Here is a 13131-nt window from a genome sequence, read left to right on the forward strand (position 1 = left end):
GGTGTGTTCGAGTCTCTCAAATTTTTGCAAACCGATGATGAATCGAAAGAAACATCTTCGGGTTGTGAGGTTAAGCGACTAAGCGTACACGGTGGATGCCCTGGCAGTCAGAGGCGATGAAGGACGTGCTAATCTGCGATAAGCGTCGGTAAGGTGATATGAACCGTTATAACCGGCGATTTCCGAATGGGGAAACCCAGTGTGTTTCGACACACTATCATTACGTGAATACATAGCGTAATGAAGCGAACCGGGGGAACTGAAACATCTAAGTACCCCGAGGAAAAGAAATCAACCGAGATTCCCCCAGTAGCGGCGAGCGAACGGGGAGCAGCCCAGAGTCTGAATCAGCATGTGTGTTAGTGGAAGCGTCTGGAAAGTCGCACGATACAGGGTGATAGTCCCGTACACAAAAGTGCATGTGTTGTGAACTCGAAGAGTAGGGCGGGACACGTGGTATCCTGTCTGAATATGGGGGGACCATCCTCCAAGGCTAAATACTCCTGACTGACCGATAGTGAACCAGTACCGTGAGGGAAAGGCGAAAAGAACCCCGGCGAGGGGAGTGAAAAAGAACCTGAAACCGTGTACGTACAAGCAGTGGGAGCACCCTTTGGGGTGTGACTGCGTACCTTTTGTATAATGGGTCAGCGACTTATATTCTGTAGCAAGGTTAACCGAATAGGGGAGCCGAAGGGAAACCGAGTCTTAACTGGGCGTTAAGTTGCAGGGTATAGACCCGAAACCCGGTGATCTAGCCATGGGCAGGTTGAAGGTTGGGTAACACTAACTGGAGGACCGAACCGACTAATGTTGAAAAATTAGCGGATGACTTGTGGCTGGGGGTGAAAGGCCAATCAAACCGGGAGATAGCTGGTTCTCCCCGAAAGCTATTTAGGTAGCGCCTCGTGAATTCATCTTCGGGGGTAGAGCACTGTTTCGGCTAGGGGGTCATCCCGACTTACCAACCCGATGCAAACTGCGAATACCGAAGAATGTTATCACGGGAGACACACGGCGGGTGCTAACGTCCGTCGTGAAGAGGGAAACAACCCAGACCGCCAGCTAAGGTCCCAAAGTCATGGTTAAGTGGGAAACGATGTGGGAAGGCACAGACAGCCAGGATGTTGGCTTAGAAGCAGCCATCATTTAAAGAAAGCGTAATAGCTCACTGGTCGAGTCGGCCTGCGCGGAAGATGTAACGGGGCTAAACCATGCACCGAAGCTGCGGCAGCGACACTATGTGTTGTTGGGTAGGGGAGCGTTCTGTAAGCCGTTGAAGGTGTACTGTGAGGTATGCTGGAGGTATCAGAAGTGCGAATGCTGACATAAGTAACGATAATGCGGGTGAAAAACCCGCACGCCGGAAGACCAAGGGTTCCTGTCCAACGTTAATCGGGGCAGGGTGAGTCGACCCCTAAGGCGAGGCCGAAAGGCGTAGTCGATGGGAAACAGGTTAATATTCCTGTACTTGGTGTTACTGCGAAGGGGGGACGGAGAAGGCTATGTTAGCCGGGCGACGGTTGTCCCGGTTTAAGCATGTAGGCGGGAAGTTTAGGTAAATCCGGACTTCTTTTAACGCTGAGGTGTGATGACGAGGCACTACGGTGCTGAAGTAACAAATGCCCTGCTTCCAGGAAAAGCCTCTAAGCATCAGGTAACACGAAATCGTACCCCAAACCGACACAGGTGGTCAGGTAGAGAATACCAAGGCGCTTGAGAGAACTCGGGTGAAGGAACTAGGCAAAATGGTGCCGTAACTTCGGGAGAAGGCACGCTGATATGTAGGTGAAGTGGTTTACCCATGGAGCTGAAATCAGTCGAAGATACCAGCTGGCTGCAACTGTTTATTAAAAACACAGCACTGTGCAAACACGAAAGTGGACGTATACGGTGTGACGCCTGCCCGGTGCCGGAAGGTTAATTGATGGGGTTATCCGTAAGGAGAAGCTCTTGATCGAAGCCCCGGTAAACGGCGGCCGTAACTATAACGGTCCTAAGGTAGCGAAATTCCTTGTCGGGTAAGTTCCGACCTGCACGAATGGCGTAATGATGGCCAGGCTGTCTCCACCCGAGACTCAGTGAAATTGAACTCGCTGTGAAGATGCAGTGTACCCGCGGCAAGACGGAAAGACCCCGTGAACCTTTACTATAGCTTGACACTGAACACTGGTCCTTGATGTGTAGGATAGGTGGGAGGCTTTGAAGTGTGGACGCCAGTCTGCATGGAGCCATCCTTGAAATACCACCCTTTAATGGCTGGTGTTCTAACGTAGACCCGTAATCCGGGTTGCGGACAGTGTCTGGTGGGTAGTTTGACTGGGGCGGTCTCCTCCTAAAGAGTAACGGAGGAGCACGAAGGTTAGCTAATCCTGGTCGGACATCAGGAGGTTAGTGCAAAGGCATAAGCTAGCTTGACTGCGAGAGTGACGGCTCGAGCAGGTGCGAAAGCAGGTCTTAGTGATCCGGTGGTTCTGAATGGAAGGGCCATCGCTCAACGGATAAAAGGTACTCCGGGGATAACAGGCTGATACCGCCCAAGAGTTCATATCGACGGCGGTGTTTGGCACCTCGATGTCGGCTCATCACATCCTGGGGCTGAAGTAGGTCCCAAGGGTATGGCTGTTCGCCATTTAAAGTGGTACGCGAGCTGGGTTTAGAACGTCGTGAGACAGTTCGGTCCCTATCTGCCGTGGGCGCTGGAGAATTGAGGGGGGCTGCTCCTAGTACGAGAGGACCGGAGTGGACGCATCACTGGTGTTCGGGTTGTCATGCCAATGGCATTGCCCGGTAGCTAAATGCGGAAGAGATAAGTGCTGAAAGCATCTAAGCACGAAACTTGCCCCGAGATGAGTTCTCCCTGACTCCTTGAGAGTCCTGAAGGAACGTTGAAGACGACGACGTTGATAGGTCGGGTGTGTAAGTGTAGCGATACATTGAGCTAACCGATACTAATGAACCGTGAGGCTTAACCTTACAACGCCGAAGATGTTTTGGCGAAAGACAGAGACAATATTCAGCCTGATTACAGATTAGATTGACATGCAAAAGCGTGTTGATAAACAGAATTTGCCTGGCGGCTGTAGCGCGGTGGTCCCACCTGACCCCATGCCGAACTCAGAAGTGAAACGCCGTAGCGCCGATGGTAGTGTGGGGTCTCCCCATGCGAGAGTAGGGAACTGCCAGGCATTAATTAAAGTGAAGAAGCCCATCCTGCCGGATGGGCTTTTTTGCGTCTGTGCGGGATGAAAACCGCCGGATGCGGCGTGCCGCCTTATCCGGCCTGCAGGGGCTGGGTTGAACGTATTTTGTAGGCCTGATAAGCGCAGCGCATCAGGCACATCACATCGCAGTACCATCGGGTGCAAAGCAATATCCAAAACCTCCATAACACAAGCCTTCCTGCGGCATATGCGGTAAACCCCCAATCTGAATTTTCTGTATTACCTCCCGAAAATATCAGGATCGCCTGCGACAGTTACGTGTACCTTTATCTATTAGTAAGGGTCTATCCGGAGAATAAAGTGTTCGGAAAAATGGTATTAAACTACATGCCGGGGCTAAAAAATTTATTAGCGTACGATAAAAGCTGGCTAAAACATGATGTTAAAGCCGGGTTATCCGTTGCTGCCGTAGCACTACCGGTTGCGATTGCTTACGCTGAGTTGGCGGGAGTCGGGGCTATCGTCGGGTTATATTCCTGCGTGTTGCCAATGCTAGCTTATGCGCTGTTTGGTTCTTCCCGCCAATTGATTGTTGGTCCTGATGCCACGACCTGCGCGGTGATTGCGGCCGTTGTGGTTCCTCTTTCTGCCGGAAACCCAGAACTTCACTGGCAGTTAACAATCGTCATGACTGTGATGATGGGAGGATGGTGCCTGCTTGCCAGTAAATTTCGCCTGGGGGCGCTTGCTGACCTGCTTTCTCATCCCATTCTAACGGGTCTGCTTAACGGCGTTGCCGTGACGATTATTGTCGGGCAACTCGGTAAGGTATTGGGGATTACGCTTGATGAAGAGCAAGTGATTGAGAAGATCATTGCCCTGCCTGGTCGACTCTCAGAAATTCATTTATTAACCTTAGGGATCGCCATCCTAACGTTAGCGATTTTAATAGCTATCAAGACGTTTCGTAGCCAATGGCCAGCACCGTTGATTGCTATTGTGATAACAACGGCGCTGGTATGGATTACATCTGCGCAGCAGTATGGGATTGCCACTATTGGGGGATCGGGCTTTCAGTCTGGTTTGCCCGTCGTTCACTGGGGATCGTTTCAGCCTGGTCTGGCGCGTGATTTATTGATCCCTGCGCTGAACCTGGCGTTAGTCAGTTTTGTTAGCCTGATGCTCACCGCTCGCAGTTTTGCCGCGAAAAACGGATACGAAATAAATGCTGATGCTGAGTTCAGGGCTTTGGGGGTCGCGAATCTAATGTCTGGCTTATCTCAGGGGTTTGCGATTAGCGGAGCCGATTCCCGGACTGCGGTAAATGATTCCTCTGGAGGGAAAAGCCAGCTTGTTTCAGTTGTTGCTGCCTTAATCATCGGAATCGTCGTGGTATTTTTCACGCAGCCATTACAATTTATTCCGGTATCTGCATTAGGCATTGTTCTAATTTATGCATCGTGGTCATTAATTGATTTACGCGGACTCTGGAACCTGAGGCGAAGAAATAAACCCGCATTTCGCCTGGCGTTCTTCACCTTTGGCTGTGTTCTGATTATTGGTGTTATTCAGGGGATTGGCCTTGCGGTATTGCTGGGTCTGTTGCAGTTCCTGCGCACAGTTTTTCGTCCCACTGAACACTTATTGGGAATTGACGAAAATGGGATGATTCACTCATTAGGTAATTCAACTGATGTGAAAATGATCCCTGGCGTGTTGATGTACCGATTTAACTCACCGCTGACCTATTTTAATGTGGCTTATTTTAAGCGCCGCGTTTTGAATTTAGTCGATGGTGCAGTATTACAACCTAAATGGGTGGTCATTGACGCCGTTTCTTGCTTTACCTATTCAGATATCAGCGTTCTGGCAACCATTAATGAGTTAAAACGGGATCTGAAGGGGCGGCAGATTAAGTTAATTCTTGCGGGCCGGAAAACGGAGTTAACACGCTGGTTTAAGGAGAGTCGACCGACAATGAAAGACGACGACATGATTCTGGCACCAGACCTTTATTTGGCGCTCCGGTTTATTCAAAGCAAAGAAAGCATGAGTGAGGATGAATCTGGCGTTATTGAATAATGCAGATTTAGGTAAGTGATCAGGCTGGATGGAAGGGCTGGGGACGGATTTCTCGTCCAGCAGGACCTGACATTGACCGGAACCCACAAAGCAAGGAAATCAGCCCGTAAACTGATTTTGCCGAATCAACATAACGCCGGGCCCGAGGTGCCTGTGGCGATGAACATGCCCAGGCACCCATTTGCTAAAGGGCGATCAGCATCCGCGCGGGGACGGTGAGATCCCCGGCAGAGCATTGATACCGACATGCTACCTGAAATATAGACAGCGTGACTGTTGTTAACCTTACGCTATGAATGCGACAAATCGCTTAAATGCTTTCCTTCCCATTGCTGGCTTCGAGCTCGCGGATCAAGCGCTTGTTGATCTTGCCGACGCTGGTTTTGGGAATTTCCGGGACTATCCTTATCTGTCGTGGGATCGCCCATTTGGTTATGTGGCCGCGGTCGACAAATCCTTGTAGATGTGCCGCTATGGCCTGCGGCTCCAGGTCCTCCCCTTCCTTGCAAACCACCAGAGCCAGGGGGCGTTCGCCCCACTGTTCATCAGGTATCCCGACGACGGCTACCGACCTGACCGCCGCGTGTGAGCTGATGAGGCTCTCCAGCTCCAGCGTGCTTATCCACTCACCGCCCGTCTTGATTACGTCTTTGATGCGATCCTTGATTTCCACTATCCCATGGGGATCGATAGAGGCAATGTCACCGGTATGCAGCCAACTGCCATTCCATAGCTCAGCCCCTTTCTCGGGTTCCTTCAGATAGCCCTGAGTCAACCAAGGGGCTCGCACCACTATTTCACCCAGGGCTTCGCCGTCGTGCACTACCTCCCGACCTTCGCCATCGACGATACGCAGATCCACCAACGGAACAGGCAGGCCGGTCCGAATCCGCAGGGGTAGCTGCTCATCCATGGGAAGGGCCAGCTCGGCATCGCTTAAGTGGGTCATACAGAGCAGGGGACAGGTCTCAGACATGCCATAGCCGGCGTGAATGCGTATGCCCTTATGGTGGGCCTGTGTTGCCAGTCCAAGGGACAGTGAACTGCCACCCAGCAACATCTTCCATCCCGACAGGTCGGTCTGTGTGGCTTCGTCGCACTCAAGGATCATCTGCAAAATGGTTGGCACACAGTGCGAGAAGGTTACACCCTCATCGCGATAGAACCGCACCAGCTTGTTGGGTTCGTAACGACCGGGGTATACCTGCTTCACACCCAGCATTGTTGCGACATAGGGAGCGCCCCAGGCGTGCACGTGAAACATAGGAGTGATCGGCATGTAGACATCGTTCGATCGTAGCAGCGACTGTCCCTCGTGGGCTGCCAGGAGGCCCAGTTCATTGAGCGTGTGCAGGACCAGCTGACGATGGCTGAAGTAGACCCCCTTGGGATTGCCCGTGGTTCCAGTGGTGTAGAACAAGGTCGCTACCGAGTTTTCATCGAAGTCGGGGAAGTCAAAGCGATCTCCCGCTGCGGCCTGAAGGGTCTCATATTCCCCCAGCACCGGCAGGCTGGTTGCCTTCGATTCTTCGTCGCTAAGCTGGATGTATCCCCGGACAGTGGTTAGCGTCTCTGCCAGTGACTCGACAACCGGCAAGAAGTCGTCGTGCACCAGTACCAGGTTGTCCTCGGCATGATTCATGGTGTAAGCGATTTGGTCCGCCGAGAAGCGGACGTTCACCGTGTGTAGCACGGCACCAATCATAGGCACCGCAAAGAAGCACTCGAGGGCGCGATGGCTGTCCCAATCTAAGAGGGCGACGGTGTCTCCAGGCATGACACCGGCCGCTGTCAGCATGTTTGCCAGGCGATGGATACGCTGTTTGAGGGTGCGATAGTCGTAACGCAACTTGTCGGCGTAGACGATTTCTCGCTCGGGATGAGAACGCCCACCCGACAGCAGCAAGCTCTTGATCAGCAGCGGATAGGCATGGGCTCCCTGCGCTGACTGTATGACTCTTGTTTTCACCATCCAGGTTCCTCGTTGACTCATTATTTGCTCGGTATGATGGCAATTGTAGATGAAGGTTGGTATTTACTCCCTGGCGTTTGCTTCAGATGTCGAGGCGGCGCACCAACTCCAGCCCCTGGGGATGAATGTGCGTACCCTGCAACGCCATCTGGAAGAGGGTGATGCGACCTTCAGCGAGCTTATCAATGAAATGCGGCGCGACCTGGCGCTCCCGCAACAGTATTGTGCCCAAGGTTGTTCAGATAAATTACTCAAATCTGGCCTACGGTTAAGCACGCCAGAAAAAGAGGTGTGTCTGATACCGCTATATTTTTTGCCGTACTATGGTGGTTCCAGTGAAGGTTTAAGTGTCGTGATGAGGTGGGGTAGGAGTTGCTGTGGTCAGAAAGATAAGAAATCTCGCGGAGCCCAGAAAGCAAAAAACCCGCCATAGGCGGGTTCTTCTAAATAGTGGTGCCGGACTCGGAATCGAACATCACCATACCTCATTGATTTATATGATTAAGAATTGTTTATGGTATTTTTTACCAACTTGTTTTTACCAACAAATCATAGCGTATGTCAATTTAAATCAATGATTTACTTAGCCACTCTGCAGTAGACATTGTTAGACATTAAGAGCGAAAAGCAGTAGAGATCTACTCTCTTGTATACCATTTCCACACACTCGAAAATAAAAGCACTTTTTGCTAAAAATTATAACATTTTGTTTTTTAAGGGTATTTTATGTGTGTTTGTGGATTATATCTTAACTTTTATATTAAAGCTAGTGTTTTTTTTAAGTTGCTTATTGATTGTTACCTTCGAAATATAAGATAATAACGTCTCCAAAATAACAGAGAGGAATTATATGAAAAAGACAAAAAGACTTATTAGACTTAAAGAGGTGATCGAGAAAACTGGCTATTGCAGAGCGTGGATTTACAGACTGATTAAAGATAACAGTTTCCCCGCTCCGGTAAAGATTGGTGAGAGATCTATTGCTTTTATTGAAAGTGAAGTTGATCAGTGGATAGATAGCAAGATATTCAATTCACGTAATAAAGCCGCCTAAAATCATTATCAGCTATTGGATTTATACTTAACATATTTATTGTTGAAGTATAAAAGTTCAAAAATCGAGCGCAAAGCGTTTCAGAGCTAAATATGAAAAACATAAGCAATTAAAATAATACAAACCATCAGTGTGGCTTGTATTATTATTGTTTTTTCTGTAATAAATACCTTCTGTAATATGCGATAGCACTGTTTTGAGTTGTATTCATTCTTTCTGCAATTTCTTTCCATTTTAATCCCGACTCTCTTAAACTAAAAGCAAGATTTCGTTTCTCTTCGGCCTCTTTCTCGTATTCATCACGAGGTAAAGAAATGTATCTTTTTACTGTTGAAACCGACACGCAGAATTTTTTTGCCATCTCTTTTTGTGTCATTGGTCTTTTAACCCTTTTATTTACTATCATAATTCCTCCAGAAATTTAATTAGTTCTTTTGTTTTTCTTGGTGCTGTGTTTTTCCTTGCCCGTGCAGACTGAATTTCAGAAAATCGACTTTGGGAAAAATTTCTCCATGTCCATTTGCAAATACTTTTACAAATTTGGTTAACTTCATTATGTGATAATAGATCGTTAACATTACAATGGTTGTTTAACATAATTGCACGAGAAAGAATATGCTCATAAAAATCATAATATGTTTTGTTTGCTTTATATTTTAAAACATCTTTATAAGATAAAATTCTTAAATCTTCAAATAAATTAACATTACGGCCTAAACCATATACTGGACTTGGTTTAGTATTTTTAGTAATTCTAATATCAGGCACAAAATCTGCTAAATAATCTAAATCATATTCTGGAATGTTTGTCCAGGTACTTCTCCATTCATTTATATTGATAGGGTTTTTCATTAAAATATCAGCATAGGCTCTGTCTGCGTCCAGTCTTTCCGTAAAACCTCGCTGAACAATTGAGGCTAATCGCAACGGCTTTATTCTTGCAAAGTCAGTCTTCAGAACTGGGTTCTTTAAAGCATAAAGTAGGTGTGCGTGACCGTTTTTGGTATTTTGAATTATTATATTAGGTTTGGGTAAGTCAGCTAAATCCCAGGCAATTGCTCCATTTTGATGGTCTACATCGAAGACCAAACCATTTATAAATGACTTATTATTAAAAGCAATGTATTTTTTTAATAGTGCTTTATCTTTGGGGCTTCTGTAAACACCATCATTAAAATCGTCACAGCACAAAGCGTATTTTTGAATTTTATTTTCAAATTTTTCTATGTTATATATCTCTTGTTCTAATAGCATTTTACATTTCCTTTGAGTAATTACTCCTTTTTGATAGTTAGTGAAACTTTTCAAATATGAGTCTTGTTGTTAGTTTTATTTTTTAATAATACATTTAAAAATATTGTCAAGTGGTTAATAAGCCATATCAGATATTATGTTTTATTGTGGCTCAATTTTATAAGGGAAAACAATATATGTCTTTTTTGTGTAAAAGGTTGTTATGAGTGATTAAGTAGGTTCTGATGATGTAAATAAAAAGAATAAATATAAGTAAGAGGGATGGTATTTATTTTGATAATTATGTTTATTAATGAAATGAAAGTTATAGAATACCATGAGGAATTGTTAATAGAATTAAGTGCGAGTGAGCTTAAATGTGCTTTTAAGTGATGTTTATTTACCCTTAATAGAATTGGATTATCATAATATAAAACGTCTCAAAATAATTTACAGGACATATAAGAGTGAATGTAAGAGGAACGTTGAAATTAAAACTAAATATGAGATCGGAAACTGTATTCGATCCGTTCGTTAGCGTTTCATACTGAGAGACTAACACACATATCCTGCGACGCGTAGAAAAAGTACAATAAGACAGAAAAAAGTGGATAGAGGAGAACAGGCACGATTTTTCAAAAACACACCCCAGATACATGACATCATCATATCTTTATTATGGTAATATACAAGACCAAAACAAGAGGGTTAAATAAATGCACATTTTTGAATTTAAAACAACACATAGATTTACAGAACATGAGATTATGAATTACTTAAAAAGCAAAAAAATAAAAGATTTAGATCACTTTAATGTTGAAGTGCTTATTGAACAAATAGCAAAGAATGAAGGGATTGATTATTACGATATTATCCATCCCAATGATGAAGAAAAAAAAGAAATTATTGAAGAGGCACGGATTGTTTTAGATGAAATAAGAAGAGGAGTAAGAATAGAAAAAGGATTTGAATATTTGAAAGAATAAAACGGTTTAACAGGTGGAAGGTTCACTTTGTTCTCCTTCCACCTTTGCCAGTGTGCGGGGCGTTCCAAGCCGTCAAGGGTTCGCTATCGCCGCTACGCGCCCTTGACTGCTTTCCTCTTAAAATAATTAATAACCCTGAATATAAAAACAGCCGACAAGTTGTCAGATGAGTTTGTGAGAATTAAAAAAAATCTTATTTTAATCTATCACTTTGGTTTTTTTAGAACTTTTTGAATGTTCGTGCTATTTTCTTATCTTTTCTTTCTTTGAGTTCGTTTTCTGCCCACGCAATTATTCCATTTTTAAAGTCTTCACTCTGATGCTCAAAATATGTCAGCAATCCAACCAGTTTCTTAAAGTTGTTATATTGTGGAATATCATACTTTAAAATTTCAGCCATAATTGCCTTAATGTTTTTGGCTTCCGCCTGTTTCTTTAAGTACTTTTCTTTTTGCTCTAATCGTGCGAGTTCACGCTTTAATCGCTCTTTTTGTTGGTTTAAGTCCATACATTACCTCTTTTTGTAATATTTATTCTTTATCCTTGACTGATTTTTGTCTTTCTTTGATTTTTTCATTAATTATCTTTATGAAATACTCTTTCACTTCATTTAAATACTCATCACCTCTGGTTTCATATTCTTTTTTATTTATAGTAAATGCGGGGTAATAAAATTTATTTTTTAAGTCTTTTATTGCCATAGTAAAATAACTACTGTTTATATGTTTGGTTTTTCTATATTGATATTGTGTTTTAAAGAAATTGAAAAAATTCTCTCTGAAAGCCCTTTGTTCTACCTGTTCCCAAGTTTTAACTCTGTAAGTTGCTGAATTTGCAAAAATACGACCGTTGTTTTCTTTTAAGCAAAGGAAATAATGATCTTTTATTTCTTTCGCACATATATTGATGTTGTTTCTTTCCATTTTATAACTCCTGTTTTAATATTTCATTATGTTCAATACATCTAAAAATAATAAAGTCAATTTTTATGTCATTTTATTTGATTTTATTGAAAAAGTTTTTATTAAATAAATAAGGCACGAAGTGGCGAACGAAGAGAGCAACATTTTAGTGTTAGCTAATAATGCCCACTTATACATTCCCCTTCGGGTAATGTGTGGTCCCTGCGGGGCTGTGTGCTTCGCACTAACGGCAAGCCGTGAAGCGGGAGGCTTACCTGCCGCCCAGTCGAAGACTCAATGCCAGCGGCAAAGGTTGCACGATAAAATGAAAATTATGAATATAATAAAGGAGGCCAAAATATGGCAATATTTCACCTAAGTTTTAAGGTGCTTACACGTATAACAAAAGAGGGTAAAAGTAAAAGCTCCGTTTATTTGGCTGCTTACAATTGCCGCATAAAATTGACAGACGAAAAAACAGGCAAGATATTCAACTACACTAAAAAACAAGATCTGTATAAAAGCGGTATTTTATTACCAGAGTCGGCCCCTGCTCGTTTCCGTCATCGTTCCCAACTTTGGAATGAAGTTGAAAAGATGGAAAAAAGGAAAGACTCCCAATTATGCCGTTATTTTATTATTGCCCTACCCAAAGATATTACACCGGAAAAAAATGAAGAGCTTTTAAAGAGGTATTTAAATAGTTATTTCGTTGAGAAAGGCATGATTGCAGATTATGCAATACATGATATAGGAAGTGGAAATCCACATGCTCACGTTATGCTCACGATGAGAAAGGTTAATAAAAATGGTTTTTTAAACAAAAAAGCCAGAGAATGGAATGACCCAAGACTTGTTGAGGTGTGGCGTAGATCATGGGCTGTTTTAGTAAATAAAACATTAAGGGACAATAACATTGCTGACACAATAACAAATCTCAGTCACCTTCGACAAAAAGAATTGTTCATATACAAGGCAAAAGAAGAGATTAAAAAAGGAGATTTAAAAAAAAACAGAACAGTTTATTAACGGTGTAAATATCTTAAACATGAAACCACCACGAAAAAGAAGAAATCGTAATTTATATATTAATTTAAAAAATAATGCAATCAAAACTAATGGAATAAGAGATAGATTGAGACAACAACTAAAGCAAATAGAAGAAAACCAGAAAAAAAATACTTGGCTCGGCTTGCTTTTTTGTAAAATCACGTTAAGTATTATTAGTCCTGGTCGTGAAAGTAAAAATAATTATAAAGTCACCGACGTTGAGTTTTATAAAAATATGAGAATCGAAAAAGAAGACATAAAGGAAAATTTAGAACTTGAACAATATATAGAAGAAGAAATTAAAAAAGGAGATTACTATGAGTTTAATAAGAAAAACCACATACCACACACCGCTAAACGGCTTGGAATTAGAAACAAATAGGAAAAGAATTGGAGTATATGTGGATGAAATTGGAAAGAAATGGAAAGTTGAATTTTTATTGAGAGATTCAGAACAAGAATTGAAAGACAAGAAGGAGAGGGAATTTAATAGGAGAGAGGTTCAGAACAAAAAGAGAAAATGAGCATAAGAAATAATCTTCATGTGTTGGGAGAGGAGAACTCGTTTTGCTTCTTGAACTTACATACAGGAAAAGGTAATTGTATACAAAAAAAAGCATACCACCTTTAAAATGTCAAGGAACATGATATAAATTAAAAATAAAAGGTTATCTATACCAAACTACCT

11 protein-coding genes and 2 rRNA genes are annotated in these 13131 nt (G+C 43.4%); 8 read left to right on the forward strand and 5 right to left on the reverse strand.

Annotation, left to right across the window (positions count from 1 at the left end; all coding sequences use genetic code 11):
- The first annotated feature begins 68 nt into the window (after positions 1–68).
- From OGX94_RS09080 to OGX94_RS09090, 3 genes are all read left to right on the forward strand, one after another.
- Positions 69–2976: ribosomal RNA gene (locus OGX94_RS09080) — 23S ribosomal RNA — on the forward strand.
- 96 nt (positions 2977–3072) lie between these two features.
- Positions 3073–3188, forward strand: a 5S ribosomal RNA gene (gene rrf / locus OGX94_RS09085).
- 336 nt (positions 3189–3524) lie between these two features.
- Positions 3525–5246 carry a SulP family inorganic anion transporter gene (locus OGX94_RS09090; RefSeq protein WP_257662419.1) on the forward strand — a complete coding sequence of 574 codons (1722 nt, stop codon included), beginning with the start codon at positions 3525–3527 and terminating at the stop codon, positions 5244–5246.
- 310 nt (positions 5247–5556) lie between these two features.
- Here OGX94_RS09090 and OGX94_RS09095 read toward each other — a convergent pair whose 3' ends face one another.
- The gene (locus OGX94_RS09095; RefSeq protein WP_164563222.1) at positions 5557–7218 is read right to left on the reverse strand and encodes a fatty acid--CoA ligase; all 1662 of its coding nucleotides are present in this window, start codon (positions 7216–7218) and stop codon (positions 5557–5559) included.
- A 49-nt stretch (positions 7219–7267) separates the two neighbouring features.
- Between OGX94_RS09095 and OGX94_RS09100 the strand changes: the two genes are divergently transcribed.
- On the forward strand, positions 7268–7651 hold the full coding sequence (locus OGX94_RS09100; protein ID WP_257662418.1) for a helix-turn-helix domain-containing protein: 384 nt from the start codon (positions 7268–7270) through the stop codon (positions 7649–7651).
- Between the two features lie 417 nt (positions 7652–8068).
- A complete protein-coding gene (locus OGX94_RS09105; protein WP_134866889.1) occupies positions 8069–8272 on the forward strand; it encodes a helix-turn-helix transcriptional regulator in 204 nt (67 codons plus the stop codon).
- A gap of 145 nt (positions 8273–8417) precedes the next feature.
- On the opposite strand, the gene OGX94_RS09110 is transcribed toward OGX94_RS09105, so the two are convergent.
- Together OGX94_RS09110 and OGX94_RS09115 are read right to left on the reverse strand one after the other, a co-directional pair.
- The gene (locus tag OGX94_RS09110) at positions 8418–8678 is read right to left on the reverse strand and encodes a helix-turn-helix domain-containing protein (protein WP_134866888.1); all 261 of its coding nucleotides are present in this window, start codon (positions 8676–8678) and stop codon (positions 8418–8420) included.
- The gene (locus OGX94_RS09115) at positions 8675–9526 is read right to left on the reverse strand and encodes a replication initiation protein (protein WP_134866887.1); all 852 of its coding nucleotides are present in this window, start codon (positions 9524–9526) and stop codon (positions 8675–8677) included. The genes OGX94_RS09110 and OGX94_RS09115 overlap by 4 nt, the downstream gene beginning before the upstream one ends.
- Before the next feature lie 695 nt (positions 9527–10221).
- Here OGX94_RS09115 and OGX94_RS09120 point away from each other — a divergent pair.
- On the forward strand, positions 10222–10491 hold the full coding sequence (locus OGX94_RS09120; RefSeq protein ID WP_134866886.1) for a hypothetical protein: 270 nt from the start codon (positions 10222–10224) through the stop codon (positions 10489–10491).
- A 220-nt stretch (positions 10492–10711) separates the two neighbouring features.
- Here OGX94_RS09120 and OGX94_RS09125 read toward each other — a convergent pair whose 3' ends face one another.
- Complete coding sequence (locus OGX94_RS09125; protein WP_134866885.1) at positions 10712–10999, reverse strand: hypothetical protein; 288 nt, start codon at positions 10997–10999, stop codon at positions 10712–10714.
- A 22-nt stretch (positions 11000–11021) separates the two neighbouring features.
- The gene (locus OGX94_RS09130; RefSeq protein ID WP_134866884.1) at positions 11022–11414 is read right to left on the reverse strand and encodes a hypothetical protein; all 393 of its coding nucleotides are present in this window, start codon (positions 11412–11414) and stop codon (positions 11022–11024) included.
- 339 nt (positions 11415–11753) lie between these two features.
- Between OGX94_RS09130 and mobQ the strand changes: the two genes are divergently transcribed.
- Positions 11754–12422 (forward strand): MobQ family relaxase, encoded by a 669-nt coding sequence (mobQ, locus tag OGX94_RS09135; RefSeq protein ID WP_286569080.1) that lies wholly within the window; start codon positions 11754–11756, stop codon positions 12420–12422.
- Positions 12423–12441: 19 nt separating this feature from the next.
- On the forward strand, positions 12442–12825 hold the full coding sequence (locus OGX94_RS09140) for a hypothetical protein (RefSeq protein ID WP_286569082.1): 384 nt from the start codon (positions 12442–12444) through the stop codon (positions 12823–12825).
- The last annotated feature ends 306 nt before the right edge of the window (positions 12826–13131 follow it).

The organism is Citrobacter sp. Cpo037, assembly GCF_030332945.1.
Classification (GTDB): domain Bacteria; phylum Pseudomonadota; class Gammaproteobacteria; order Enterobacterales; family Enterobacteriaceae; genus Citrobacter; species Citrobacter portucalensis.